35 protein-coding genes and 1 pseudogene are annotated in these 26,753 nt (G+C 36.7%); 32 read left to right on the forward strand and 4 right to left on the reverse strand.

Annotated elements, in window-relative coordinates; genetic code table 11:
* Positions 1-64: 64 nt before the first annotated feature.
* Together U5B17_RS05315 and ung are read right to left on the reverse strand one after the other, a co-directional pair.
* Positions 65-397 carry a YnfA family protein gene (locus U5B17_RS05315; RefSeq protein WP_430804334.1) on the reverse strand — a complete coding sequence of 111 codons (333 nt, stop codon included), beginning with the start codon at positions 395-397 and terminating at the stop codon, positions 65-67.
* Positions 397-1,095: a uracil-DNA glycosylase gene (ung, locus tag U5B17_RS05320; protein ID WP_430804335.1), complete on the reverse strand. Its 699-nt coding sequence runs from the start codon at positions 1,093-1,095 to the stop codon at positions 397-399. Before ung ends, U5B17_RS05315 begins: the two co-directional genes overlap by 1 nt.
* Positions 1,096-1,299: 204 nt before the next feature.
* Between ung and U5B17_RS05325 the strand changes: the two genes are divergently transcribed.
* The 3 genes from U5B17_RS05325 (at position 1,300) to cuyB (ending at position 4,859) form a co-directional block, all read left to right on the forward strand.
* The gene (locus tag U5B17_RS05325; protein ID WP_430804336.1) at positions 1,300-2,700 is read left to right on the forward strand and encodes an aspartate ammonia-lyase; all 1,401 of its coding nucleotides are present in this window, start codon (positions 1,300-1,302) and stop codon (positions 2,698-2,700) included.
* An 84-nt stretch (positions 2,701-2,784) separates the two neighbouring features.
* On the forward strand, positions 2,785-4,128 hold the full coding sequence (locus U5B17_RS05330) for an anaerobic C4-dicarboxylate transporter (protein WP_430804337.1): 1,344 nt from the start codon (positions 2,785-2,787) through the stop codon (positions 4,126-4,128).
* Between the two features lie 50 nt (positions 4,129-4,178).
* Positions 4,179-4,859 carry a cysteate racemase gene (gene cuyB, locus U5B17_RS05335; protein ID WP_430804338.1) on the forward strand — a complete coding sequence of 227 codons (681 nt, stop codon included), beginning with the start codon at positions 4,179-4,181 and terminating at the stop codon, positions 4,857-4,859.
* 41 nt (positions 4,860-4,900) lie between these two features.
* Here the strand turns inward: cuyB and U5B17_RS05340 are convergent, their stop codons facing one another.
* Complete coding sequence (locus U5B17_RS05340; protein WP_430804339.1) at positions 4,901-5,911, reverse strand: AI-2E family transporter; 1,011 nt, start codon at positions 5,909-5,911, stop codon at positions 4,901-4,903.
* A 188-nt stretch (positions 5,912-6,099) separates the two neighbouring features.
* Between U5B17_RS05340 and U5B17_RS05345 the strand changes: the two are divergent.
* Positions 6,100-6,740, forward strand: a pseudogene (locus U5B17_RS05345) (ferritin family protein).
* A 65-nt stretch (positions 6,741-6,805) separates the two neighbouring features.
* Positions 6,806-7,360 (forward strand): YbaK/EbsC family protein, encoded by a 555-nt coding sequence (locus U5B17_RS05350; RefSeq protein ID WP_430804340.1) that lies wholly within the window; start codon positions 6,806-6,808, stop codon positions 7,358-7,360.
* Positions 7,361-7,441: 81 nt separating this feature from the next.
* On the opposite strand, the gene U5B17_RS05355 is transcribed toward U5B17_RS05350, so the two are convergent.
* Positions 7,442-8,533, reverse strand: coding sequence for an ATP-binding protein (locus U5B17_RS05355; protein WP_430804341.1), 1,092 nt, complete (start codon positions 8,531-8,533; stop codon positions 7,442-7,444).
* A gap of 295 nt (positions 8,534-8,828) precedes the next feature.
* Between U5B17_RS05355 and U5B17_RS05360 the strand changes: the two genes are divergently transcribed.
* From U5B17_RS05360 to U5B17_RS05490, 27 genes are all read left to right on the forward strand, one after another.
* Positions 8,829-10,139, forward strand: coding sequence for a radical SAM protein (locus U5B17_RS05360; RefSeq protein ID WP_430804342.1), 1,311 nt, complete (start codon positions 8,829-8,831; stop codon positions 10,137-10,139).
* Complete coding sequence (locus tag U5B17_RS05365; RefSeq protein WP_430804343.1) at positions 10,136-12,295, forward strand: ATP-binding cassette domain-containing protein; 2,160 nt, start codon at positions 10,136-10,138, stop codon at positions 12,293-12,295. The genes U5B17_RS05360 and U5B17_RS05365 overlap by 4 nt, the downstream gene beginning before the upstream one ends.
* Positions 12,296-12,516: 221 nt before the next feature.
* Complete coding sequence (gene rpsJ, locus U5B17_RS05370; RefSeq protein ID WP_430804344.1) at positions 12,517-12,825, forward strand: 30S ribosomal protein S10; 309 nt, start codon at positions 12,517-12,519, stop codon at positions 12,823-12,825.
* Positions 12,826-12,845: 20 nt separating this feature from the next.
* Positions 12,846-13,424, forward strand: a complete 579-nt coding sequence (gene rplC, locus U5B17_RS05375) for a 50S ribosomal protein L3 (RefSeq protein WP_430804345.1) — start codon at positions 12,846-12,848, stop codon at positions 13,422-13,424.
* A complete protein-coding gene (rplD, locus tag U5B17_RS05380; RefSeq protein ID WP_430804346.1) occupies positions 13,421-14,035 on the forward strand; it encodes a 50S ribosomal protein L4 in 615 nt (204 codons plus the stop codon). The genes rplC and rplD overlap by 4 nt, the downstream gene beginning before the upstream one ends.
* A 1-nt stretch (position 14,036) precedes the next feature.
* Complete coding sequence (locus tag U5B17_RS05385; protein ID WP_430804347.1) at positions 14,037-14,318, forward strand: 50S ribosomal protein L23; 282 nt, start codon at positions 14,037-14,039, stop codon at positions 14,316-14,318.
* A 1-nt stretch (position 14,319) separates the two neighbouring features.
* Positions 14,320-15,153 carry a 50S ribosomal protein L2 gene (gene rplB / locus U5B17_RS05390; protein ID WP_430804348.1) on the forward strand — a complete coding sequence of 278 codons (834 nt, stop codon included), beginning with the start codon at positions 14,320-14,322 and terminating at the stop codon, positions 15,151-15,153.
* Positions 15,154-15,155: 2 nt separating this feature from the next.
* A complete protein-coding gene (rpsS, locus tag U5B17_RS05395; protein ID WP_229932812.1) occupies positions 15,156-15,437 on the forward strand; it encodes a 30S ribosomal protein S19 in 282 nt (93 codons plus the stop codon).
* An 11-nt stretch (positions 15,438-15,448) separates the two neighbouring features.
* The gene (gene rplV, locus U5B17_RS05400) at positions 15,449-15,781 is read left to right on the forward strand and encodes a 50S ribosomal protein L22 (RefSeq protein WP_430804349.1); all 333 of its coding nucleotides are present in this window, start codon (positions 15,449-15,451) and stop codon (positions 15,779-15,781) included.
* A gap of 1 nt (position 15,782) precedes the next feature.
* Positions 15,783-16,484 carry a 30S ribosomal protein S3 gene (rpsC, locus tag U5B17_RS05405; RefSeq protein WP_430804350.1) on the forward strand — a complete coding sequence of 234 codons (702 nt, stop codon included), beginning with the start codon at positions 15,783-15,785 and terminating at the stop codon, positions 16,482-16,484.
* A gap of 2 nt (positions 16,485-16,486) precedes the next feature.
* The gene (gene rplP / locus U5B17_RS05410; protein ID WP_430804351.1) at positions 16,487-16,912 is read left to right on the forward strand and encodes a 50S ribosomal protein L16; all 426 of its coding nucleotides are present in this window, start codon (positions 16,487-16,489) and stop codon (positions 16,910-16,912) included.
* Complete coding sequence (gene rpmC / locus U5B17_RS05415) at positions 16,899-17,084, forward strand: 50S ribosomal protein L29 (RefSeq protein ID WP_430804352.1); 186 nt, start codon at positions 16,899-16,901, stop codon at positions 17,082-17,084. The genes rplP and rpmC overlap by 14 nt, the downstream gene beginning before the upstream one ends.
* A 10-nt stretch (positions 17,085-17,094) precedes the next feature.
* Positions 17,095-17,346 (forward strand): 30S ribosomal protein S17, encoded by a 252-nt coding sequence (gene rpsQ, locus U5B17_RS05420; RefSeq protein ID WP_430804353.1) that lies wholly within the window; start codon positions 17,095-17,097, stop codon positions 17,344-17,346.
* On the forward strand, positions 17,346-17,714 hold the full coding sequence (rplN, locus tag U5B17_RS05425) for a 50S ribosomal protein L14 (protein ID WP_229932806.1): 369 nt from the start codon (positions 17,346-17,348) through the stop codon (positions 17,712-17,714). Before rpsQ ends, rplN begins: the two co-directional genes overlap by 1 nt.
* Positions 17,714-17,950 carry a 50S ribosomal protein L24 gene (gene rplX, locus U5B17_RS05430; RefSeq protein WP_230056870.1) on the forward strand — a complete coding sequence of 79 codons (237 nt, stop codon included), beginning with the start codon at positions 17,714-17,716 and terminating at the stop codon, positions 17,948-17,950. The genes rplN and rplX overlap by 1 nt, the downstream gene beginning before the upstream one ends.
* A gap of 4 nt (positions 17,951-17,954) precedes the next feature.
* Positions 17,955-18,500, forward strand: coding sequence for a 50S ribosomal protein L5 (gene rplE / locus U5B17_RS05435; RefSeq protein WP_430804354.1), 546 nt, complete (start codon positions 17,955-17,957; stop codon positions 18,498-18,500).
* Position 18,501: 1 nt separating this feature from the next.
* Positions 18,502-18,687, forward strand: a complete 186-nt coding sequence (locus U5B17_RS05440) for a type Z 30S ribosomal protein S14 (protein WP_221254057.1) — start codon at positions 18,502-18,504, stop codon at positions 18,685-18,687.
* 9 nt (positions 18,688-18,696) lie between these two features.
* Positions 18,697-19,092, forward strand: a complete 396-nt coding sequence (rpsH, locus tag U5B17_RS05445) for a 30S ribosomal protein S8 (protein ID WP_430804355.1) — start codon at positions 18,697-18,699, stop codon at positions 19,090-19,092.
* 130 nt (positions 19,093-19,222) lie between these two features.
* Positions 19,223-19,759 carry a 50S ribosomal protein L6 gene (rplF, locus tag U5B17_RS05450; protein WP_430804356.1) on the forward strand — a complete coding sequence of 179 codons (537 nt, stop codon included), beginning with the start codon at positions 19,223-19,225 and terminating at the stop codon, positions 19,757-19,759.
* Positions 19,760-19,768: 9 nt separating this feature from the next.
* Positions 19,769-20,125, forward strand: coding sequence for a 50S ribosomal protein L18 (rplR, locus tag U5B17_RS05455; protein WP_430804357.1), 357 nt, complete (start codon positions 19,769-19,771; stop codon positions 20,123-20,125).
* A gap of 15 nt (positions 20,126-20,140) precedes the next feature.
* Positions 20,141-20,584: a 30S ribosomal protein S5 gene (rpsE, locus tag U5B17_RS05460; protein ID WP_430804358.1), complete on the forward strand. Its 444-nt coding sequence runs from the start codon at positions 20,141-20,143 to the stop codon at positions 20,582-20,584.
* Positions 20,585-20,599: 15 nt separating this feature from the next.
* The gene (gene rplO / locus U5B17_RS05465) at positions 20,600-21,001 is read left to right on the forward strand and encodes a 50S ribosomal protein L15 (RefSeq protein ID WP_430804359.1); all 402 of its coding nucleotides are present in this window, start codon (positions 20,600-20,602) and stop codon (positions 20,999-21,001) included.
* On the forward strand, positions 21,001-22,263 hold the full coding sequence (secY, locus tag U5B17_RS05470) for a preprotein translocase subunit SecY (RefSeq protein WP_430804360.1): 1,263 nt from the start codon (positions 21,001-21,003) through the stop codon (positions 22,261-22,263). Before rplO ends, secY begins: the two co-directional genes overlap by 1 nt.
* A gap of 104 nt (positions 22,264-22,367) precedes the next feature.
* Positions 22,368-23,129 (forward strand): type I methionyl aminopeptidase, encoded by a 762-nt coding sequence (gene map / locus U5B17_RS05475; RefSeq protein ID WP_430804361.1) that lies wholly within the window; start codon positions 22,368-22,370, stop codon positions 23,127-23,129.
* Positions 23,130-23,271: 142 nt separating this feature from the next.
* The gene (locus tag U5B17_RS05480) at positions 23,272-24,276 is read left to right on the forward strand and encodes a Fe(3+) ABC transporter substrate-binding protein (protein ID WP_230056861.1); all 1,005 of its coding nucleotides are present in this window, start codon (positions 23,272-23,274) and stop codon (positions 24,274-24,276) included.
* The gene (locus U5B17_RS05485; RefSeq protein WP_430804362.1) at positions 24,277-25,833 is read left to right on the forward strand and encodes an ABC transporter permease; all 1,557 of its coding nucleotides are present in this window, start codon (positions 24,277-24,279) and stop codon (positions 25,831-25,833) included.
* A 1-nt stretch (position 25,834) separates the two neighbouring features.
* Entirely contained in the window at positions 25,835-26,752 is a 918-nt protein-coding gene (locus U5B17_RS05490; RefSeq protein WP_430804493.1) for an ABC transporter ATP-binding protein, read from the forward strand.
* Position 26,753 lies beyond the last annotated feature (1 nt).

The raw sequence follows: 26,753 nt of genomic DNA on the forward strand, positions 1-26,753 counted from the left end.
ACTCAGATAGCTGTGCTATAAAGTTTTGGCGTAGGCAATAAGCTAGGATATAAGTCCTAGCTTATTAAGTTTTTAGTAAATTTGGATAGATGATGATTATAGCGCCTATGAGTGCGACGAGTGAGCCAAGTAGGTCATATCTTGTAAAGGCTTGTTTTTCAACAAAATTTAGCCACAAAAGCGAGCAGATGATATAAATTCCGCCATAAGCTGCATAAGCACGCCCAGCAAACTCGCTCTCAACACGAGTAAGAACAGAGGCAAAAAGTATAAGCGATATTATGCCAACTCCTAGATACCAAGTGGGTTTGTCGTTTTTAAAATACTCCCAAAACATAAAGCAGCCCAAAATTTCAAAAAAACCAGCTGCTATGTAAAATAAAATCTCACCCAACATCATATATCCTTTACATTATTTAAGTCCCAGTTTATAGGTGTTATGCTGTGATTTCGTAAGTAGGTGTTAGTCTTTGAAAAATGCCTACACCCAAAAAATGCCCCGCGCGCCAGTGGACTAGGATGAGCAGCAGTAAGGACTAGATGGCGGTCTTGATCTATCAAATTTACCTTTGCTTTTGCGTAGTTGCCCCAGAGTAAAAAGACTAGGTTGTCCCGCTTCTGACTTAAAATTTTTATCACCGCATCGCTGAAATTTTGCCAACCAAAACCGCTATGAGAATTTGCCACCCCAGCTGAAACGCTAAGAGTTGCATTTAAAAGCAAAACACCTTGCCTTGCCCACGCTGTCAGATCGCCGTGATTTGGTGCTTTAACGCCCAAATCAGCTTCGATCTCTTTATAGATATTTACAAGGCTAGGTGGCACGCGCACACCTTTTGGTACAGAAAAGCTAAGCCCCATCGCCTGTCCTGCTCCGTGATATGGGTCTTGACCTAAGATGACAACTTTAACAGCATTAAAGGGAGTAAGGTTAAAGGCATTAAAGATAAGTTTACTTGGTGGATAGACTGTACCGTTTGCTTTGGCAGTGAGTAAATTTTGCTTGATTTTGACAAAATAAGGGCTTAAAAATTCATCTTTTAACATCTCTTTCCAGCTAGGCTCTATCTTTACATCGTCTAAATTTATCTGCATTTTGTACCTTTTGTTTAGAATTTTGAAATTATATCAAAAATAAAACACGAATAAAAAATTTCTTTAAATGTTCACAAAAAGCCAAAAATAGGTATTTTAGTAATAATAAAAAATGACTTAAAATTTAAAATTATTTATTTAATTTAAAATTAAACTTTATCGTCATATAATTTCATTAACCAATTTATTAGAAGGAGAGCTAAAATGGCAACAAGAAAAGAACACGACTTTATCGGAGAACTTGAGATAGACGACAGCGTGTATTATGGTGTGCAAACATTTAGAGCACTTGAAAATTTCCAAATGACTGGCAGAAGATTAAAAGATTATCCTTTCTTTGTTAAGGCGTTTGCTCAGATAAAAAAAGCAGCCGCACTTGCTAATAAAGAGGTTGGCGTGCTTGAGCCAAAGATCGCTGATGCATTGGCTAAGGCTTGCGACAAAGTCATGGCTGGTGAATACGCCGATCAGTTTGTGGTCGATATGATACAAGGTGGCGCTGGAACATCTACAAATATGAATCTAAACGAAGTTCTTACAAATGTCGCACTTGAAAGCATCGGTCACAAAAAGGGCGATTACAGCGCGATCCATCCAAATGATCATACAAATTTAGGTCAAAGCACGAACGACACATATCCAAGCTCTATTAAGGTCGCCACTTATGCAAAACTAACCGATCTTTTAAAGGCAATGGAGGACTTAAAAGCCGAGCTTGAGAAAAAGGGCGAGTTGTGGAAAGATGTTATCAAAATGGGTCGCACAGAGCTTGAAGATGCTGTTCCTACAACACTTGGTAACACATTTAACGCATTTGCAAGCTACATTAAAAGCGACATCGCAAAGATCACAGCTGCACGCGACGCGATGACATACCTAAATATGGGCGCAACAGCGATAGGAACGGGTATAAACTGCCATCCAGACTACAAAGTTGCGGTGCATAAAATTTTGAGCGACATCACTGGCGTAAATTTCAAGCCAGCCGATGACTTTATCGCAGCTACGCAAGATACGGCGGATTTCGTGCATGTAAGTGGCGCGCTAAAAACTGCAGCCGTTCGCCTAAGCAAGATAGCAAATGATCTTCGTCTTATGAACTCAGGTCCAAGATGCGGTCTTGGTGAGATAAATTTACCACAAATGCAGCCAGGTAGCTCTATCATGCCAGGTAAGGTGAACCCAGTAATCTGCGAAGTAGTCGGCGAGGCTTGCTATGAAGTTATCGGCAACGATGTCACTATCATGCTTTGCTCTGAGCGTGGAGAATTTGAGCTAAATGCGTTTGAGCCAGGCATTGCATACGCGCTATTTAACGCTATCGTTATCCTTGAAAATGCGATGAAAACGCTAAGTGAGAAAGCTATTAAAAACTTGACTGCAAACCCAGAAGCTTGCTTGAAGTCAGTTCTTGGCTCAGTTGGTATCGTAACAGCATTTAACCCGCATATCGGTTATGAAAAATCAGCTTCAATAGCAAAAGAGGCACTTCAAACAGGTAAAGCGGTTGGAGATATTTGCTTAGAGCGTGGATATCTAAGCAAAGAGGAGATCGATAAAATTCTAGAACCTAAAAATATGCTTAACCCAAGTATGGTAAAGTAAATTTTTAGTGAATTTAAAGAAAACATAATGATAAAAGTATTATCATTATGTTTGTATTAATTATTTTAAAACAAGGAGCTTGAAATGGATCTAATGTTGATACTACAACTTATAGTTCTGTTTGGTGGCATCTATCTTGGCGTTCGCCTTGGTGGTATGGGGGTTGGTTACGCTGGTGGTCTTGGCGTTATCGTTTTGGCAATGCTTGGTATGAAGGTAGATATGAAGGATATCCCGATGGATGTTATTCTTATCATCGCTTCTGTTATCTCTGCTATTACAGCGTTACAAGTGGCTGGGGGGCTTGATTATCTAGTGCAGGTTGCGTCTAAAATTTTACGCAAAAATCCAAAACAGATAAACATCCTAGCACCAGTCGTAACATATATGCTTACAATACTTGCTGGTACCGGACACACTGCGTTTTCTATGCTTCCGGTTATCACAGAGGTTGCAAAGGGTCAAAACATTAAGCCATCTGCGCCGCTAGCACTTTCTGTCGTATCAAGCCAAGTGGCTATCACAGCTAGCCCTATCTCAGCGGCTTTCGTTGCGATGACTGGTGTTTGTGAAAAGCTAGGTGTTAGTTATCCGATGTTGCTATTTATATGCATTTCTACGACATTTGTAGCTATGATACTAACTTCACTTTTTGTGAATAAATTTTACGATCTTGACCTTTCAAAAGATCCTATCTATCGAGAAAGATTGGCAAAGGGTCTTGTTGCAGAAGTTAAAGAAGCTGAATATACTGAGCTAAAACCTTATGCTAAAAAATCAGTTGCTATCTTTGCTATCGGCGTTTTTGTGGTAGTTTGCTATGCTCTTGCTATCTCAAAAAGTATCGGTTTGATTGAAAAGCCTATCCTTTCACGCGACCTAGCTATTATCAGCTTTATGCTAACTATCGGCTTTTTGATAACAGTTTTATGTAAGGTAGATACTGGCAAGTTGCTTTCAACTAGTACTTTCCAAAGTGGTATGCAAGCGTGCATCTGTGTCCTTGGTATCGCATGGTTAGGAACTACATTTGTTAATGGTCACCTTGATGGCATTAAAGAGGTTGCAAAAGATGTGGTTACTCAGTATCCGTTTGTTCTGGCAATCGCACTTTACTTCCTAAGTTGCTTACTATACTCACAAGCAGCCACAACTCGTGTTATGATGCCAGCAGTTGCAGCGGCACTTGGTATGACTGGTCCTGAAAATGCACAAGATGTTTGGATATTAGTTGCTTCATTTGCAGCTGTTTCTGGACTTTTCGTGCTTCCTACATACCCAACTACACTTGGTGCTATCGCTATGGATGATACTGGAACAACTAAGGTTGGTAAATTTATCATCAACCACTCATTCTTTATCCCTGGCACCATTATGGTTACTATTTCAGTTGTTTTAGGCTTTATAATCGCACCAGTTCTTTTATAAAATTTATAGCCAAGAGATTTTTCTCTTGGCTCTTTTTTAAGGAGTAAAATTTGAAAAGAATAGGTATTTTAGGTGGTATGGGACCGCTTGCTACTATCGATATTTATTCAAAAATGGTAGATCTTACAAATGCTAAAAAAGATCAGGATAATATACCTATCATTATCGACAACTATCCGCAAATTCCAGATCGCACTGCTTATATTTTACATGGTGGGGCTGATCCATATCCATTCATGAAAGAAGCGGCATTAAGGCTTAAAAACGCTGGTTGTGAGGCTATTTGCATAGCTTGCAATACTGCTCACTATTTTGCAGATAGATTAGTTAGTGAGTGTGGTGTTAATGTTTTACATATTGCAGATATTGCTGTTGCTGCTATAAGGAAAAATTTCCCAAATGCTAAAAAAATCGCCGTTATAGCGACAACTGGCACAACTCAGGCTGGAATTTACTCAAAGCGTCTTGAAGCTCAAGGGTTTGAGATAGCAGATATTAGTAAAAATCAGTTAGATGACATAATGGACTGCATTTATAAGGGCGTTAAGGCAAACAATACCGCTGAATACACTAAACTTTTTAACAAAACTATAAATGATATCCAAGCAGATGTGTATATAGCTGCTTGCACGGAAATTCCTATCCTTATGCCATTTGCCGATAAAAAGGATAAATTTATCGACGCTACACTTGAGCTTGCAAAAGCTGGTGTTGAATTTAGTTTAAAATAACCAATCTTTATGTAATTTTAAGCCCCTGATTTGGGGGCTTGTTAGCTTTGTGCCTTATCACTTAATAAGACAGATATAAATTTTGTGTTTGGATTTGTATCAAATGCTATTTTAAGACTCATAGTAAGTGGTATGGCAAGAAACATGCCTCCTATGCCAAATAAAAATCCCCAAAAAAGCAAACTAAGCAACACGACTAATGTACTAATGCCAAGCCCACGACCAAGAAATTTTGGCTCTATTAAATTGCCTATTATTATATTTGTTCCAAGATAAAGCAAGATAACCCAAAATACAGTTGCAAAATCATTTAAAAGCATCGTAACTAAAATAGCTGGCAAAGCCGCAACTATCGAGCCGATAGTTGGTATAAAGTTAAGCACAAATGCTACGACACCCCAAAGCGGCGCATAAGCAACCCCGAGCATATTTAGACCTATCCAAATGATAACCCCAGTAGCAAATGAAGCTAGAAATTTTATTGCAAGGTATCGTTTTAAGTTTGATATAAAGGTATCGACTATATGTTGTGCGCTTGTATTTTTGCTTGCAAAATACTTTACTTTTTGAACAAAAATATGCTTTTCAAACAGCATAAATGTAATGAGTAAAAATATAAAAAAACTCTTTGTAAGAAACTCGGTGCTACTTCGTAAAAGCTGAGTTAGTGTGTTAAAAATTTTATTTGGGTCAAAGTCATTTTGTAAGATGTTGCTTATTTCAAGTCCGTATTTTGAGGCAAATAGTGCCATACTTTGGCTAAATGCATTAAATTTTATTTGCAGTTCTGGCAAGTGTCCAACAAGCCCATTTATCGTCTTTATCACAACATTGCCTATAAAACCAAGTGCTGAGAATATAACGGCTACAACAATCACAAATGCAACTATGCGAGGTAGTTGAAATTTCATCAAAAAATCAATCGCAGGCGATATGACAATAGCTATAAATACAGCCATTAAAAATGGCAAAACAACAACATTGGCTGCTTTTAATCCAGCTGCAACAACAACAAAACTTGCGATATATACTATAATGGGGTTATTTCTCAACTTTTTCCTTTAAATTTTGATGTGATTGTATCAAAAAATTTTTAATTTTTTGAGAAGTTAATAAAATTTAAGCATCAAACCAACTATAGTTTGTGACGAAAATGAATATATTTTTATTCTCAAATTTTATGCTATTTTGATAAGTATTGGACTAAAATAAGTTAAATTCTTAAAAGAAGCAGGCATGAATACAGTATGAGGCATATAAGTGTTAAAAATGTGCGAACGAAGTAGAGGTACAAAAATTGGTGGTAGCAAGCTTGTTTGTTGCGATGAAGAGATGATTTGTGTGACAAAAGATCTAACAGCCCTAAATTTTATAAAAGCCTTTTCTGGCAAATCACAAGCTAGAAACAAGTATGAGCTTTATGGTGACATTGTGCTAGAATCTGGTTATCATGCCACGGCAAAGCATTTTTACGAGGCTGCCGAAAATGAAAAATGGCACGCAAGAGCCGAGTTTAAAGCCTATCATGAGCTTATAGATGATCCTATTGACAAGCTTGATAAAAATTTACTTGACGCTGCGGCTGGGGAAAATTATGAGCATACAACAATGTATCCAGACTTTGCAAAGATAGCAGCTGAAGAAGATAAAAAAGCCATAGCAAGGCTATTTACAGCTATAGGCAAAGTTGAGGTTGAGCATGAAAGAGAGTATTTAGAGCTTAAAAAGATGCTTGATGAAGAGGGATTTTTTGCTAGTGATGAAGAGGAGACTTGGGTTTGTGAAGTGTGCGGACATGTTCATCGTGGTAAAAAAGCACCTGGAGCCTGTCCATTATGTAAAGCTGAGAGAGAATACTTTAAGCGAGAATTTCTGGGCTAAAAGCACTCACTCAAAAGCAAAATTTAGCCTAGAAATGTTATGATACTAGGCTAAAAAGGATAAATATGAGTGAGAAAATTTTTAAAAATTTACAGACTTTTTTAACGCAAAGCAGTGCAAAATTTAGAGTGCTAGAGCATGAAAATGCTGGGACTAGTGAGCTTGTGGCAAAGACCAGGGGAACTCACTTGGGACAAGGCGCAAAAGCTTTGGTGTGCTGTGTTAAAGGTGTGAATGAGATAGACACACCTTGTGTGTTGCCTCAAAATTTACGCCTTGATGCTACGCAGCCTAGCGGACGAAACGGTAGAGTTTATGTTTTGGCTGTTTTGCCCGCTGATCATAAGGCGGATTTAGACGCTTTGGCAACTGAGCTTGGTGGTAAAAAGGCATCTTTGGCAAGCACTCAAGAGATAGCAAGCTTAACTGACTGTGTCATTGGCTCGATACCGCCATTTAGCTTTCATGAAAAGCTAATGCTTGTTGTCGATGAAAATTTATTCAAAAGATTTAATGAGATAGCTTTTAACGCGGGTTTGCTTGATAGGTCTATTGTGCTTGATGTAAAAGATTATGCAAGAATTTGCGGTGCCAAAGTTATAAAATTTGCAAACTTATAGGTGTTAAAATAGGCTTTGTTTTTTTGTTGATGATATGATTTTGCTTAGCTGTTGTGCTTTTTGTCTCTATTTTTGAAAATCTTAAAAATCTATACTCAAAGCCCACTGACTAAATGGTACAATCTCGCATTTTATCCCTTCGATCGCCATATCGCCTTGATTTGCGATGCTAATGATTTGCAGTTTTTTGACACCTAAATTTTTTAAAGTACCATGAAGTTTTTTAAATTTTAATATAAGTAAGTCGTGCTCGCTAAAGGGATTGCAGATAATAGCAAGCTTCCTTTTTGAAAGGAAAAAATCAAGCTCTTTTGTGTAAAAAATTTCCTCATCAAATTTATCTAATTCACAAAAAACGACATTTAAGAAATTTTTATTAAAATCTTTTTTAAAACTTAGGGCATTTCTCATCGCAAAGTCACTGAAAAATAGCCGTTTTGTCGCATTAGGCTCATTAAATTTTTCAATCAAATTTATTATGCCAATATTTTGAAGCTCTGTAAATGACGCATATACGCTATCTTTTGAGACTTTTGTTCTTTCTTTTAACCCTTTAAAAATTTCATACACGCTTACATTTTCACTTGTGTGTTTGGCACACTCTCTTAAGACATTTAAAGTGTTTTTGTCAAGTCCTTTTTGGATTAAATTTTGTAGATTTTCACTTACTTCGGTTGCGTCAGTAAATGCATTTTTGGGTATTCTACCATGTGCCAGATAGTGACTAAAAAGCATGTCAGCATCTAGGTTTTTGCGAAAAAAAGCTATAAATTCTTCGTAGTCAAGATATGGCAAATTTAGTTTTGTAAAATTTGGAAGCCGAGCTGTTTTATCGACTGTTGTTATGAGTAAAATTTCGGTGTTTAGAGTAGCTAAGATGTTAAAGTCAGCTATGCTTGCATTATCTATACAAACAGCTTTGATATTAGGCTTTTGTGACAAAAACTCAGATAAATTTAAAAGGATTTCATCGCCTTTAGCTCGTAAATCAGCTAAATTTATGTAAAGTCTCTCATCTTGTTTAAAATTTGCTATATATTCACAAACAAGTGTTGTTTTACCACTGCCAAAACCGCCGATTATTAGCGTTTTTGGTGAAGTTATTTGCATTTTTCGGTTTATAAATTTCACACTTCTTAAGGGCTGATTATAAAAATATTCTAAAATTTTCATTTTTATCCTTTTAAAAAGGAAATTATAACAAATTTTAGGTCAAAAATGTATTTTAAATTAAATTTAATTTTTATTGATTTTTAAGTGGGGTGGGGGTAGAATGTATAAAAATTTACGAAAGGAGGGCAAGAATGAAAGAAAAAACAATAGTTGTAAAACTGCAGACAAAAGCTGATAATAAACCAACTGAAGTGGTAAAACAAAGATCTCAATGCAGAACTACGCACAAGAGACAAGATTGCTAATACCAAACCCCTCTTTTTGGAGGGGCTAACTAATTTTAAGGTTTATTTTTATGATTTTTACTGACAATGATGCTCGTATTTTAGAAAGTGAAAAAATAGAGCTTCCTACCAAATACACAATTTATAAGATTTTATCACAATATCTAATTATAGCACCAGAGTATCCAACGTGGATAGTGTTAGATAGTGATGAATATAATATGTTTTTATTGCTAGAAATTGCAAATTTAAGTGATAGTATAAGATTTTATAATGACAAATTTAATAAAAATGCTACAGTAATATTAGAAAAAGTACTTGAGAAAATTTTTAATCATAACTTTTATAAAGATGGATATAAAAATACTCAAAATGAAGAAAACATACAGACCATGCAAAAAAATATACACATCAATTTAACAAACGATTGCAATATGCGATGCAAACATTGTTTTGTCAATGCTGGAAGAATAGATAAAAAATATATAGATACAAATAAAATTATTCAAAAAGTGAATGAAATAACAAAACTAAACGGATATACCTCAGTGGTTATTTCAGGTGGTGAACCTCTCTTGCATAAAGACATATTTATACTTATTAATTCTTTAAAAGGACATAAAATAACGCTTTTTACGAATGGTATTTTAATAAACGAAAAAAATATAAATAAAATTGCTAGTGCAGTCAGTGAAATACAAATAAGTTTGGAAGGAATCTCAAAGGAAGCATATGAGACAAATAGAGGAAAGGGTAATTATGAAAAAATTTTAAATGCCATAAAATTAATAAAATCACAAAATATAAAACTCATACTTGCGATTACGGTGTTGCCTGATACCCTAGATGATATATGTAACAATTTAATTAATTTTATAAAAAAAATAAATTATCAAAATTTAGAAATTCGTATAAATAACGATATAGAGATGATAGGTGCGGCTGTAAAGGAGCTAAATTTTAAAAATTATGATATAGAGCATTCAGATAAAGCTATTTTTGAATTAATGAAAAAAATAATAAAACTAGGAATTCCAAGCAAAACAACAAAGCAACAAAATATAAAATTTAAAAACTGTGGCATTGGCACAAGCATTGTCATTGATGTAGATGGTAAAATTTACCCTTGTTCTAAATTTGGCTCGTATAGTTTAGATATAGATAAAAACGCCGATGAAATACTAAATGAATTTGATAGAATAAACCGTGATACATCAATAGATGCTATTAGAAAATGTGAAAAATGTGACCTTAAATATATCTGTTCTGGCGGTTGTAGGATTGATAATTTAAAATTAAAAAATAATATGATAAATACCATTTGCGACGAAAAATATAAGAAAAAAATAATGCAAAGACTAGTATGTGAGTGGAATTTATGAGACAAATTACTTATAGGGGAATAAAAACCAATAACTTAAAAAATTTAAATATAAATATAATCCCAAATTCTTTAACTTGTATTTGTGGTTGTAGCGGATCTGGAAAATCAAGTTTAGCTTTTGATACGATACATGCCATAAGTAAAAGTGAGATAAATTCTTTAGTAAATGATGATTATGAAAATTTTAATTATGTTGTTGATTTTTATGACAATATTTTATTTTCAGTGGCTTTGAAACAATTAAACTTTAATATTAATCCAAAATCAAGTATATTAAGCTATTTTCATCTGTCAAATGAATTAAATTTGCTAGTGTCAAGTTTGTCTAAGCAATATACAAAAAATGCAATTTCGCTAAGTCCTAAAAATATATGTCCTAGATGCCTAGGAAATGGCTTTACAAAAGAAATTGATATAAATAAAATTATTGATACAAACATTAAACTAAAAGACAATCCATTTATTCCATGGCTAAATTCATACAAAGACTTTTATACGCAGATTTTAAATTCATATATTAATGATATAGGCATAAATGCAAACTTAAAATTTCATGAATTAAGTAAAACAGCACAATATGATCTTTTATATAAAACATCTATTAATAAATATAAAATTATCTATAAAATAGGCACAAAAACTAGGGTAAAAACTGACTTTTACAAAGGCATAATGCTTTGTAATGCAATAGATATTTCAGAGCAGTATATCAAACACGTTGTATGCGAAAAATGCAAAGGCACTAGGTTAAATCAAAGTATAAATGATATTAAAATCTTTAATTATTCTTTGCAGGATATTTTACTATCTAGTTTTAATGATTTATCAAAAATTTTTAAATCTTTTAGTATAAAAAATACTAACTATACACTTAAAAAACTAGATGCATTTGTTACCGAATGTATAAAATTAGGATTAGGACATTTAAATTTTAGCAGATCAATACCAACTTTATCTGGTGGAGAATTGCAAAGATTAAGAATAGCTAAAATTTTTATTGCAAATATAAATAATATCATGATAGTTTTAGACGAACCAACAAGTTCTTTGCATCCTGATGAGATACAAAATTTAGTAAAAGAAATACAAAAATTAAAACACAACAATACTATTGTTGCAGTTGAACACAATAAGGAGTTGATAAGTAAGTCTGATTATGCTTTTTATATTGGACTAAAAAGTGGGAAAGAGGGTGGCAGTTTAATAAGCAAAAAAGAATATGATTTAAGTCAATATTTTGAGCTTAAAAAGGTAAATTTTAAAGTCAGTGATAGCCAAAATATAAAATTACAAAATTTAAGTTTTTTAAATTTTAAAGGTGAGCTTGTAATTAATCACAATAGATTGATAGGCATTAGTTCTAAATCGGGTGTAGGCAAAACATCTTTACTAAGAAACATACTGCCAATGCATCTAAATTCATATCAATACATATCCCAAAAACCAATCAAAGCAAATATTAATTCTACCATTGGCACTTATAGCGGAATTTTTGATGATATAAAAAAGTTATTTGCTTTAACATCTTGCGATAAAGATTATTTTTGTAAAAACAAAAATATTATTTGTAAAAATTGCAATGGCAACGGTAAAGTTTTAGTTTTAGAAAAATATAAAAATAAATTTTATGATATATGCAGTTATTGCAATGGTAGTGGTTTTGATAAAAAATTTTTAAAATTTAAAGTTTTTGGTATGAATATTAATGAAATAGTGAATTTAAATATTGAAGAATTAAAATATTTTAATTTTTCTGAAAAAATTAATAAAAAAATATTATTATTAGATGAGCTTGGCTTGTCTCATCTTTGCCTAAATAGAAGTATATTAAATATATCAGGCGGAGAGCAACAACGACTTAAATTATTTAAGTCATTATCTGATAATAATAGTAAAATTTTTGGTTTAGATGAACCAACAAAGGGACTAGGAGATAAAGATATTTTAAAAATTATTTCTTTACTTTATAAGTCTATAAAAAATGAAAACAAAACATTTATAGTTGCTGAACACAATCCTTTATTTTTAAGCTATTGCAACGATATTATAGAAATGAAAAGAGATGGCAATGTCGTAAAAATTATTTTTAATTCATCAATAGAAAAAATAAAAAATTGCAAAGAAAGTGAAATTTCAAAATTTATTTTGATATAATTTATTTCCTTTTAATAAGGAAATAAATTCATAAAATTTCATACAAAAACATACTAATTCTTGATTTCTTAAGTAAATTTTAGTATAATCGCGTTCTCTTTACGAAAGATTTCGCATCTGTTTGCATGATTTCAAGCCCTAAAAAGCCAAAATAATCCTCTGTAAATTCATCTATGTAAAGAGGTCGCGAGTTGCGACAAGTTCTTTTTAAAGGAAAAATCATGGAAAGAATCAGGCTTAAGCTAAAAGCTTATGACCACAGAGTTCTAGACCGTACAGTTGCAGCCATTGTAGAAGCTGTCAAAAGAACTGGTGCTGATGTCCGCGGACCAGTGCCTATGCCTACGAAAATCAAACGCTACACAGTCTTGCGTTCTCCACATGTAAATAAAGACTCAAGAGAGCAGTTTGAGATGAGAATTCATGCGCGTGTGCTTGACATCGTCGCAGCTACTCCAGAAACCGTAGATAGCCTAACAAAACTCGACCTAGCTCCAGAAGTTAATGTCGAAGTTCGCGCTATGAAGTAAGCGGATAAAAGGAAAATAGTATGGAATATATCGTAGAAAAAATCGGCATGAGTAGAACAGTCTCTGCTCAAAGCACACCAGTTACACTACTAAAACTTGTTGAAGCTAAGGTATGTGAAGTTGATGCAAACAAGCGCGCTATCGTTGCTTATGCAGATACAAAAGCAAGCAACAAAGCCATAGCTGGTCAGCAAAAAAAATACAACCTAACTGCTGAATTTAATAAATTTGCAACTCTAACAGTGGCAAACACAGAAGCAGGCGCACTAGATGTTACTCCACTAAGCGAAGCTAAAGTTTTAAAAGTTAGCTTTAACTCAAAAGGTAGAGGCTTTCAGGGTGTTGTAAAAAGACACGGATTTGCTGGCGGTCCAAAGAGCCACGGTTCGCGTTTCCACAGACGCCACGGCTCGATCGGTAACTGCGAATGGCCAGGTCGCGTTCAGCCAGGCATGAAGATGGCAGGACATATGGGCAACGAAAAAGTAACTGTCAAAAATGAGCTAATTAGCTTTGATGCAGAAAATGGCATAGTTGTTGTCAAGGGTTGTGTGCCAGGACATAATGGTGCAATGGGTAGAATAAGGATTGTAAAATGAGTAAAGTTTTAGTATTGAATGAAAAATTTGAAAAATCAGGCGAGCTTGCGCTTCCTGCAGACTTTGCAGAAGTAAATCCGCACAATCTTTATCTTTATGTTAAGTCTTACCTAGCTAGCATGAGAGCAAATACAGCTCATACTAAAACACGCGCTTTTGTAAGTGGCGGTGGTAAGAAGCCTTGGAGACAAAAAGGTCGCGGCGGCGCTAGAGCTGGTTCAACAAGAACAAATGTATGGGTTGGCGGTGCAGTAGCTTTTGGTCCATCAAATAATAGAAACTACTTCCAAAAGGTAAATAAAAAGCAAAAAAGACTTGCTCTTGAGTTTGCAATTAACGAGAAGGCTACAGCTGGTAAGCTATTTGCTGTTGATAGCATCGCAGTTGAGAGCGGCAAGACAAAAGACGCAGCTAAGATCATCAAGGCTCTAAATTTAAGAGATGCGCTAATCATAAAAGATTTGCTTGATGACAAGACGCTTTTAGCATTTAGAAACCTAGCAAACTGCTATGTTGTAGATGCAAGCGAAGTAAATGCCTATTTGGTAGCAACATATAGTGCCGTTATCGCTGAGAAAGCAGCACTACAAACTATAACAAAAGAGAGCTAAAATGGCAGATATAACTGATATCAAAACAATTATTTATACAGAAAAAACTCTTGGCCTTCAAGAACAAGGCGTTGTAGTTATCCAAACTTCACCAAAAGTTACTAAAAACGGCTTAAAAGAGGTGCTAAAAGAGTATTTTGGTGTAACGCCACTTCGCATAAATTCTCTTAGAATGGACGGCAAAGTTAAGCGTTTTAGAGGCAGAGCTGGCGTAAGAGATGACTTTAAGAAATTTTATGTCAAGCTACCAGAGGGCGTAACCCTAGAAAATACGGAGGCATAAGATGGCAATAAAATCATATAAACCATATACCCCAAGCCGTAGATATATCACTGGACTAAGTTCAGAAGATATCACAGCTAAGCCAAGTGTTAGAAGCCTTCTTGTAAAACTTCCAGCAACTGGCGGTAGAAATAACAACGGTCGTATCACTTCAAGACATAAAGAAGCGGGCGCAAAGAAGCTTTATCGTATTATCGACTTTAAACGCCGCAAATTTGGCATTGAAGGTAAAGTTGAAGCAATCGAGTATGATCCAAACAGAAACTGCCGTATCGCACTTATCGCTTATAAAGACGGTGAGAAGCGTTACATCATCAGACCAAATGGTCTAAATGTTGGCGATGTTATCGGTTCGATAGATGAGGGCGCGCTTGACATTAAACCAGGCAACGCGATGAAACTACGCTTTATCCCGGTGGGTACTATCCTTCACAACATCGAGCTTAAGCCGGGTAAAGGCGCTCAGATGGCTCGCTCGGCTGGTGGATATGCACAGCTTATGGGTAAAGAAGAGAAGTATGTTATCTTGCGCTTACCAAGTGGCGAGATGAGACAAGTACTAGCCGAGTGTATGGCAACTGTTGGTGTTGTTGGTAACGAAGATTGGGCAAATGTAACTATCGGTAAAGCTGGTCGTAACCGCCACCGTGGTATCCGTCCACAAACTCGTGGCTCAGCGATGAACCCAGTTGATCACCCACACGGCGGTGGTGAAGGCAAGAAAAACTCTGGTCGTCATCCAGTTACACCATGGGGCAAACCAACTAAGGGTGCTAAGACTCGCCGCAAAAAAGCAAGCGATAAGCTTATAATTTCAAGAAGGAAAGGAAAATAGAGATGGCTAGATCACTCAAAAAAGGTCCTTTCGTAGATGATCATGTAATGAAAAAAGTTGATGCCGCTAAAAAGGCAAACGACAACAAACCTATCAAAACTTGGTCAAGACGAAGCACAATCGTGCCTGAGATGATAGGACTAACATTTAATGTTCATAACGGCAAGAGCTTTATACCTGTTTATGTTACAGAAAATCACATAGGTTATAAGCTTGGCGAATTTGCTCCAACGCGCACATTTAAGGGTCACAAAGGCTCAGTGCAGAAGAAAATCGGTAAGTAAGGGGCTGCAAGATGAGTAAATCAACAATCAAATTTGTAAGACTTTCTCCTACAAAAACTAGACTTATCGCTCGTGAAGTTCAGGGTATGAACGCTGAGCTTGCACTTGCAAGTTTGCAGTTTATGCCAAATCGTGGTGCAAAATTTATCGCTAATGCTATCAGCACAGCTGTTGCAAACGGCGGATTTGAGCCAGAAGAGGTTATCGTAACAAGTTGCCGCGTGGATGCTGGCCCTGTATTAAAGAGATTTCGCCCAAGAGCAAGAGGAACAGCGAGCAGAATTCGCAAACCAACTTCTCACATCATGGTAGAAGTATCTAAACCTGAAAAGAAGGAAGCGTAATATGGGACAAAAAGTAAATCCAATAGGTCTTAGACTAGGCATTAACCGCAACTGGGAATCACGCTGGTTTCCTTCTAAACAAAATTTAGCAGAGAATATCGGTGAAGATTATAAAATTCGTGCATTTTTAAAGAAAAAACTTTATTACGCAGGAGTTAGCCAGATTCTTATCGAAAGAACAGCAAAAAAACTACGCGTAACGGTAGTTGCTGCTCGCCCTGGTATTATTATAGGCAAAAAAGGTAGCGATGTTGAGGTTTTAAAAAATGAAGTTTCAAAGCTCGTTGGCAAAGATGTAAATATCAACATCAAAGAAGAGAGAAAGGCACAAGCTTCAGCTCAGCTAGCCGCTGAAAATGTTGCTATGCAGCTTGAGCGCCGTGTTGCTTTCCGCCGTGCGATGAAAAAGGTCATCCAAGGCGCACAAAAATCAGGCGCAAAGGGTATTAAAATTTCAGTTGCTGGTCGTTTGGGCGGTGCTGAGATGGCAAGAACTGAGTGGTATTTGGAGGGTCGCGTGCCGCTTCATACACTTAGAGCAAAAATCGATTATGGTTTTGCGGAAGCACATACAACTTATGGAAACATAGGTATTAAAGTATGGATATTTAAAGGCGAAGTTCTTCAAAAGGGCGTTCAGCCAGAGCGCAATGAAGAGGAAAAAGCCGATAGAAAACCACGCAGAGCAAGAAGGGGTAAATAATTATGTTGTTACCAAAAAGAACGAAATATCGTAAGCAAATGAAAGGTCGCAATCGCGGCTATGCAACTCGTGGCACCAATTTATCAACAGGCGAATTTGCGCTTAAAGCAACTGAGGCAGGTCGTGTAAATTCACGCCAGATCGAAGCTGCTCGTCAGGCACTTACTCGTCATGTAAAAAGACAGGCTAAAATTTGGATCAGAGTTTTCCCTGATAAACCACTAACCAAAAAGCCACTTCAAACTCGTATGGGTAAAGGTAAAGCAGGTGTTGAAGAGTGGGTAATGAATATTAAGCCAGGTCGCATCATTTATGAATTAGCTGGCGTTAGCGAGGAATTAGCTCGTGAAGCACTAACTTTGGCGATGCATAAACTGCCGTTTAAAACAAAATTTGTAACGCGAGAGAGTGAAAATGAAATATACTGAGATTAAAGACAAGAGCGTTGCAGAATTAAACGCAATGTTAAAAGAGAAAAAGGTGCTTTTATTTACACTAAAGCAAAAGTTAAAAACTATGCAGTTAAGTAACCCTAACGAGATCCGTGTGGTCAAAAAAGAGATCGCACAGATCAATACTGCAATTAGTGCTACAAAGTAAGGGGCTAAAGATGGCATTAAAAAGAGAAATTCAAGGCGTAGTTTTGCAAAAAGCTGGTGATAAAACAGCTACGATTTTGGTAGAAAGACGCGTTATGCACCCAAGATACCACAAATTTGTAAAACGATTTAAGAAGTATATGGTTCATGATGAGAAAAACGAGCTAAATGCAGGCGATACTATCGTAGCTATTGAGTGCAGACCACTTTCTGCTCGTAAAAATTTCCGCCTAAAAGCTGTTCTTGCAAAGGGAGTTGAGTAATGATTCAAAGTTTTACAAGACTTGCAGTTGCTGATAACAGTGGCGCAAAAGAGCTAATGTGTATTAAGGTTTTAGGTGGTAGCAAGAGAAGATACGCAACACTTGGCGATATCATTGTTTGCTCTGTAAAAAAAGCTTTACCAAATGGCAAGATCAAAAAGGGTCAAGTTGTTAAAGCGGTTGTTGTTAGAACTAAAAAAGAAGTTCAAAGAGAAAACGGCTCACTTATTAGATTTGATGAGAATGCAGCTGTTATCTTAGACAATAAAAGAGAGCCAGTAGGGACTCGTATCTTTGGACCAGTTGGTCGTGAAGTTAGATATGCTAACTTTATGAAGATCGTTTCACTTGCTCCGGAGGTGTTATGATGGCAAATGTAAAATTTAAAATCAAAAAAGGTGATAATGTAAAAATTATTGCTGGAGATGACAAAGGCAAAACCGGCAAAGTTCTTGCGGTTTTGGCTAAAAAAGGTCAAGTTCTAGTTGAGGGCTGCAAGTTGGCTAAAAAAGCTATCAAGCCAAGTGACAAGACTCCAAACGGTGGTCACATCAACAAAGAAATGCCAATAGACATCTCAAATGTTGCAAAAGTTGAGGAGTAAGAGGATGAGTAGATTAAGAGATAAATTTAACGAGAGCATTAAGCCTGCACTTGTTAAAGAATTTGATATTAAAAACCATATGCTTATCCCAGCTCTTGAGAAGATCGTTATTAGCGTTGGTGCAAATGAGTCTGCAAAAGATCAAAAAGTGCTTCAAAATATGGCTGACACGATCTCGCTTATCGCTGGTCAAAAAGCAGTTATAACAAATGCTAAAAAATCAGTAGCGGGCTTTAAAGTTCGTGAGAATTTCCCAGTTGGCATCAAGGTAACGCTAAGAAAAGAAAATATGTTTGCATTTTTAGATAAGCTTATAAGCGTTGCGCTTCCTCGTGTTAAAGACTTCCGTGGCTTGCCAAAAAACGGCTTTGACGGCAGAGGCAACTATAACTTTGGTCTAAGCGAGCAGCTAATGTTCCCAGAGGTTGAGTATGATAAAATTTTACGCACTCACGGCATGAACATTACTATCGCTACAACAGCTAAAAACGATAAAGAGGCATTCAAATTGCTAGAGCTATTTGGCTTGCCGTTTGCAAAAGGAAAGTAATATGGCTAAAAAATCAATGATAGCAAAAGCCGCTCGTAAGCCTAAATTTAAGGTGCGTGGCTATACAAGATGCCAAATTTGCGGACGACCGCACTCTGTTTATCAAGATTTCGGAATTTGCCGTGTTTGCCTAAGAAAAATGGCTAACGAGGGTCTAATCCCAGGTCTTAAAAAAGCAAGCTGGTAAGGAGCGAAAATGTTAAATGATCTAATTTCAGACGGACTAACCCGCATCAGAAACGCTTCTATGAGAAAGCTAGATACGACACAACTTCTTTATTCAAAAGTTGTTGAGGCGACTCTTGCGATCCTAGCTGCAAAGGGCTACATCGAGAGCTTTAATGTCGTAGAAGATAACAACAAGAAATTTATTAATGTTGTTTTAAAATATGACGATCGTGGCAGAAGCGTAATCAACGAACTAAAAAGAGTTTCAAAACCAGGGCGCCGCGTTTATCAGGGTAAAGATGATATCAAGCGCTTTAAAAACGGCTACGGAACGATCATTGTTAGCACAAGCAAAGGCGTTTTAAGCAATGAAGACGCTCATAAAGCTGGTGTTGGTGGCGAAATTCTCTGCACAGTTTGGTAAGAAATTTGGCGTGAGTGCGCCAAATTTTAGTTTTTACATTGCCTGATTTTTGGGCGATGTATTTTATTTTACGGCATTGTGGTGTTGATTCAAAATCGTAGAAACACCCTAGACAAGTAAAAGGAAAAAAATGTCACGTATAGGAAAACAGCCAATAGCTATTCCAGCTGGAGTAGATGTTAGCGTAGATAATGGTGTCCTGAAATTTAAAAAGGGCAACCTAACAAAAGAACTAGATACAAAAAATAATGTTGATGTTAAGGTAGAAAATGGTACTTTGACTTTTGCTGCTAAGGGCGAAGATCGTCAAAGCCGTGCATTTTGGGGAACATACCGCGCACTTGCAAACAACATCGTAGTTGGACTAACAGCAGGCTTTACTCGCCAGCTTGAGATCAACGGCGTTGGTTACAAAGCAGCAGTTAAGGGTAAAATTCTTGAGCTAACTCTTGGTTTTTCACACCTTATCAACTATGAACTTCCAGAAGGCATCGAAGCAAGCGTTGAGAAAAACATCATCACGCTAAAAGGTAGTGATAAGCAAGTTATAGGTCAAGTAGCAGCTCAAGTTAGAGGCTTCCGCCCACCAGAGCCATACAAAGGTAAGGGCGTTAAGTATGTAGAAGAGCGCATCATCCGCAAAGCGGGTAAAACATCTAAGAAGTAAGGATAGGCGATGACAGCAAAAGTATTAAAAAGAAAACTTGCTCTTAGACTCAAGAGAAAAGCAAGAGTAAGAGGTAAAATTTCAGGTATAGCTGCTTGCCCAAGAGTGTCTATTTTTAAATCAAATAGAACAATCTATGTCCAAGCTATTGATGATGTTACTGCTACAACGCTGGTTGCTAGCGATGGTAGAAAGCTTGGTATAAAGGCAAATAAAGACGGTGCTGTAGTTCTTGCAAAAGATTTTGCTAAGAAGCTAAAAGACAAGAGTATAAGCGAAGCGAAATTTGATAGAAATGGCTATCTATATCACGGCGTAATAGCAGCATTTGCTGATGCTCTAAGAGAAAACGGCATCAAGCTATAACCCAAAGGAAGATCAATGCAAAAGTATAATAGAGAAGAATTTGAAGAAGTAATGGTCGATATCGGCAGGGTTACAAAGGTTGTTAAAGGTGGTCGTAGATTTAGATTTACAGCTCTTGTTGTAGTCGGTAATAGAAATGGTCTTGTCGGCTTTGGCTATGGCAAGGCAAAGGAAGTTCCAGATGCTATGAGAAAAGCGGTAGATGATGCATTTAAAAACATCATCGAAGTCAAGCTAAAAGGCTCAACCATCCCTCACGATGTAGAGGTTAAATATAACGCAAGTCGCATTCTGCTTCGTCCAGCTAGCGAAGGTACAGGCGTTATCGCTGGTGGTGGCGCACGCCCTATTTTAGAGCTTGCGGGCATAAAAGACATCCTTACAAAATCGCTTGGCTCAAATAACTCAGCAAATGTTGTGCGTGCTACTATCAAAGCGCTTAGCATGCTAAAAAGCTAAGAGAAAGGAACGAAAATGGCATTAGAAAATTTAACCCCAGCTCTTGGCTCGACACGCGAAACTAAGAGATTGGGCCGTGGTCAAGGTAGCGGTCAAGGTAAAACGGCTGGTAAAGGTCACAAGGGTCAAAGAGCAAGAAAAGGCTACAACGAGAAGCGTGGTTTTGAGGGTGGTCAGCAGCCACTTCAAAGACGCCTTCCAAAAGTTGGCTTTACTTCAAAATTTGAAAAACCTTATGTTATCAATGTAGAAAAGATAACAGCTGTAAAAGAGCTTGCTGAGATTACGATCGCAAGCATCGCTAGCGTCCATAAAATCGCAAAGAGTGTTACAAAGATCAAGCTTATCGGTGCAAGCGCAAAATCACTTGCTCCAAAGGTAAAAGATAGCAACATTAGTGTTACCGGACAAAAATAATGGATAAAAATTTGCTCAACAAAATTCTCATTACGTTGGCATTTTTATTCGCATACAGGATACTGGCGTATGTGCCAGTTCCGGGCGTTAATGTTGATGTGATTAAAGAATTTTTCAACTCAAACAGCAACAACGCTTTAGGTTTGTTTAATATGTTCAGTGGCAATGCTGCTGAGCGTTTAAGTATCATCTCGCTTGGTATTATGCCTTACATTACATCGTCGATCATTATGGAGCTTTTAGCTGCTACCTTCCCAAATTTGGGTAAGATGAAAAAAGAGCGTGACGGCATGCAAAAATATATGCAAATCATCCGCTACTTAACTATAGTGATTACGGTAGTCCAGGCTATCGGTGTTAGCATAGGACTGCAAAGTCTTGGTGGTAGAGGCGGCGAGCAGGCGATTATGATTGATCTGAATTTATTCATTGCTATTGCTGCAGTTTCGATGCTTGCAGGTACGATGCTGCTTATGTGGATCGGTGAGCAGATTACTCAGCGCGGTATTGGCAACGGCATTAGTCTTATCATCTTTGCGGGTATCGTATCTGGCATACCAAGTGCGATCGGTGGTACGATAAATCTTGTCAATACAAGTGAGCTAAATTTCTTGGTTGTTATTGGTATCCTAATTGTTATCTTAGCAACTATCGGTGCGATTATATTTGTTGAGATGGGTGAGCGTCGCATACCGATCTCATACTCTCGTAAAGTCGTTATGCAAAATCAAAATAAGCGTATCATGAACTATATCCCTATCAAAGTAAATTTAAGCGGTGTCATACCGCCGATCTTTGCTAGTGCGATACTGATGTTTCCTAGCACGATTTTTCAAGCAAGCACAAATAAATACATCCAAGCTGTCTATGATTTTTTAAATCCAAATGGTTATATGTTTAACTTTTTGACATTTATTTTTATCATTTTCTTTGCATATTTTTACGCTTCGATAGTCTTTAATACAAAAGATATAAGTGAAAATTTAAAAAGACAGGGTGGGTTTATCCCGGGCGTTAGACCAGGTGAGAGCACGGCAGCGTATCTAAATGAGGTCGCGAGTCGCTTGACGCTTGGCGGAGCTATCTATCTGGGACTTATTTCTACACTTCCTTGGGTACTTGTAAAAACGATGGGTGTTCCATTTTATTTTGGCGGAACATCGGTTTTGATCGTAGTTTCAGTTGCGCTTGACACGATGCGTCGTATCGAAGCCCAAATGTATATGAATAAATATCAAACCCTAAGCGCGGTAGGTTTATAACCGCAAATTTGACTGGCAAGCAGTGCTTGTCGGTCAAATTCTAACTTTTATCATTTTCAAATTTCATTTTTGATATAATCTCGCAAAAATTTATAGGAAAATTTATGGCGATCTCTCTTAAACAACCATCTGAAATTCAAAAAATGCGTGCCGCAAACAAGATAGTCGCAAGAACACTAGATCATGTTGCTACTATTATAAAGCCGGGAATTTCGCTTTTAGATATTGATAAAATTTGTGAAGATATGATAAGGGCGCAGGGCGCAAAGCCAGCCTTTAAGGGGCTTTATGGCTTTCCAAATGCTGCTTGCATCAGCGTTAATGAAGTAGTTATACATGGGATACCTAGCGAGTATAAGCTAAAAGAGGGCGATATTGTTAGCGTTGATATAGGTTCAAATTTAGATGGTTATTTTGGTGATAGCGCGCGAACTTTTGGAGTTGGTAAAATTTCTGCACAAGATGAAGCTCTCATCGCATGCGCTAAAGACGCTCTTTATTTTGCAATCGATTTTATTGAAGCTGGTATGCACTTTAAACAGGTTTGTCATGAGCTTGAAAAATTTATTACCGCGCGCGGCTATGTTCCGCTTCGTGGATTTTGTGGGCATGGCATCGGTAGGCGTCCGCACGAAGAGCCAGAGGTGCCAAATTATCTTGAGGGTAACAACCCAAAGGCTGGACCAAAGATTAAAAACGGCATGACATTTTGCATAGAGCCCATGATATGCCAAAAAGACGGCACTCCTGTCATAGGCACTGATAAGTGGGCGGTTACTAGCAAAGATGGATTACGCACTAGCCATTATGAGCACTGCATCGCCATAGTAAATAATAGAGCTGAAATTTTAAGTTTAGCAGATTAAAAACTCAAAAATATAGTAAATTTAAAAATTTTACTATATTTTTCAGAGAGTAAAATTCAAATTTTTACTAAAACTGATAATTAATATTAATATAAGCAAAAATCGCTAAAATGCCAAAACCATTTTTAATCAAAGGATATAAATGAAAAAGACACTTTTGGCACTTTCTGCGATTGCGACTTTTGCTCTAGCAAGTGGAGAGGTAAATATCTACTCTGCTCGCCATTATGACGCTGACACAAAGCTTTATAAGCTTTTTGAGGAAAAAACCGGTATTAAGGTAAATGCGACTCAAGCAAGGGGTGGCGAGCTGATAAAAAAGCTAGAAACTGAAGGCGATAGCTCACAAGCAGATATTTTTATTACTGCTGATGCTGGAAATTTCCATACGGCTAAAACAAAAGGTGTTTTGCAGTCTGTAAAGTCAGAAACACTAGATAAAATCGTTCCAGAAAACTACCGAGATGATGAGGGATTTTGGTATGCTATCTCAAAAAGAGCTAGGATAATCGTCTATGATAAGCGCGACTTTGATGCAAGCAAGATTAAAAACTATGAGGATTTAGCAAATCCAGAGCTAAAAGGAAAGCTACTTATTAGAAGCGCAACTGCTCCATACAGCAAGTCGCTTTTAGCTGCTTTGTTTGAGGCTAACGGCAAAGATGAGGCGATAAAATGGGCAAAAGGAACACTGCAAAATTTAGCTCGCGAACCAAAAGGTGGCGATAGAGATCAGGCGAAGGCTATTTTGGCTGGAGAGGGCGATGTTGCTGTTATGAATACCTACTATATTGGGCTTTTATTAACATCTCCAAAGGCTGATGATGTTGAGGCGGCAAAGGTTTTAGGTATAATCTTCCCAAATCAAGACAACCGTGGAACACATGTAAATATCAGTGGTATCGGTATGACAAAAGCTGCTAAAAATAAAGAAAACGCTCTAAAATTTATGGAGTTTATGGTTAGTCCTGAAGCACAAAAGATCTTGGCTGGCATAAACTATGAGTATCCTATAAACAAAGAAGTTGAGCCGCACGAGATAGTTAAAAATTTTGGCTCATTTAAAGAAGATACTACACCACTTTACAAAAGTGTAAAAAATACCAATGAAGCGGTTAAAATTTATGACATGGTTGGCTGGAAGTAAGTGTCTGCATTGAAATTTGGGGCGATCTTACTCGCCCTTATTGTTTTAGTCCCTATTTTAAGTATATTTTTTGAGATTGCACTTGGGGACTATTCGCTACTTTCACACTTTTTTGAGTATCTATTTTTAAACTATCTTAAAGACACGCTAATTGTTTCTATCGGTGTTTTATGTCTTAGCCTTTTTATCGCGACGATTTCGGCTTGGATAGTGGCAAACTACCGCTTTGCATTTTCAAAATTCTTTGAATATGCCCTTATGCTACCTTTGGCGATTCCAGCGTATATTTTTAGCTTTTGCTATGTTGGCATAATGGAGCATAATGGCTATTTTCATCAAATTTTTGGTGTTAGGCTTGATTTTATGAACGCTTATGGAGCGATTTTTGTCCTATCGCTTTCTTTGTATCCATACATTTATATGTTTGCCAAAACATCGTTTAAAACGCAGTCACAAACGATTTTTGACACCTGTAGAATCTTTAAAATTTCATCATTTGCTATGTTTTATAAAGTCGGCATTTTTGTCGCTCGTCCAGCCATCATCGGCGGTGCGATGCTTGTTTTGATGGAGACTTTAAGCGATTATGGCACGGCGGCATATTATGGAGTGCGGACATTTTCTGCTGGGATTTTTAAGCTTTGGTTTGATCTGGGAGATAGCTATTCGGCTGCATTTTTGGCTGGTATGCTTATGGTTTTTGTGTTTATTTTAATGATTTTAGAGCACATAAATAAAAATAAAAAGTCATACAGCTTTAATACGCACAATATATCAAAATTCTCTAAACCCATTAAACTGCGTGGCATAGCTTCAATGGCTGCGTTTTTGTGGTGTTTTGTGATTTTTGCTCTTGCTTTTTTGTTTCCATTTATGTGGTTACTTTATTGGTCGGTGGCTACTATTGGCGATTTTTCGTCAGAATTTACGCAAATGGCACTAAATTCGCTTCTTTTAGCTGTTATCTCTTCAGTTTTAATTACGGCGATTAGCTTTTTTTTGGTCTTTGCGACAAGAGTTATAAAAAACAGGACTTTAAATACATTTTTGCTTAAATCAACATCGCTTGGATATGCTTTGCCTGGCGCTAGTTTGGGGCTTTGCGTGATGATTGTCTTTGGGTATTTTGATAGAAATTACGCTACGACATTTCTGTCTAGCGGACTTTTTGTGCTGATTTTTGGATATATCGTTCGATTTTTGGCTACCTCTGTTTATGCTGTTGAAAGTGGATATGCTAAGATACCAGCAACCATAGATGATGCGACGATAATGATTGACAAGCGCCCTTCAAGGCTATTTTTTGGTATTCATTTTCCACTCTTGCGACACTTTTTCTCACTCTCGCTTATTGTAGTTTTTATCGATATAATTAAAGAGCTACCGCTTACTCTTATCTTGCGCCCGCTTGGTTTTGAGACACTTAGTATTAGAGCATTTTTTTATGCATCTGATGAGAGACTTTATGCTGCTGCGATGCCATCTTTTATCATTGTTTCATTATCGCTTGTAGCTATTGTTTGGCTTGAGATAATTTCTAGGAAAAAGTATGAATGAAATTTTAAAAATCAAAAATTTAAGCAAAAATTTTGGCAAAAAACAGGTGCTAAATGGCATAGATCTGCAGCTAAAAAATAGTGAAATTTTAACTATTTTAGGCGAAAGTGGGTGTGGCAAAAGCACACTTTTGCGTATCATAGCTGGGCTTGAAAGTAAAGATAGTGGCGAAATTTCACTTCTACAAAACTATGGTGTCGCGATGATGTTTCAAAACTACGCTCTTTTTCCGCATCTAAATGTGCGTGAAAATATCGAGTTTGCTCTACATAAAATGGGCAAAAATGAGCGCAAGGCTCGTGTTGATGAGCTTTTAGAAAAGTTTAAAATAGCTGAAATTTCAAAAAACTCATGTGATAAAATTTCAGGCGGACAGGCTCAAAGAGTAGCGTTTGCAAGAGCAGTGGCAAACAAAGAGCGATTACTTTTGCTTGATGAGCCATTTGCAAATTTAGACCACAACTTACGATCAGCACTTCGAGCTGAGCTTAAACAGATGATAAAAGAGAGCGAAATCTCAGCCATTATGGTAACACACGATAAAGAAGATGCCTTCGTGCTTAGTGATAGCATCGCGCTTATAAAGGGCGGTAAAATTTTGTGTGTTGATACGCCAAAAAATTTGTATTTAAAACCAAGCTGTGTTGAAATCGGGCGGTTTTTGGGCGAGCTAAATTTCGTCGGTGATGCCGATCTTAGCTGGCTTGACGATGAGTTTTTGGCGTGGCTTAGAAGTAAAAATTTTATGTTTCGCCCAGAGCAAATTTTAGCTGGTGGCAGGTATAAAGCACAGGTTTTGAACTCAACATTTTTTGGTTCATTTTATGAGCTTGATTTAAAATTTCATAAACTAAGCTTTAAAGCCAAAGTTAGTTCAAATATAAAAATTTATGATATTTTTGAGTTTGATTTAGCTTAAT

The sequence above is a fragment of the Campylobacter australis genome (assembly GCF_050586305.1).
In the GTDB taxonomy this organism is placed as follows: domain Bacteria; phylum Campylobacterota; class Campylobacteria; order Campylobacterales; family Campylobacteraceae; genus Campylobacter_A.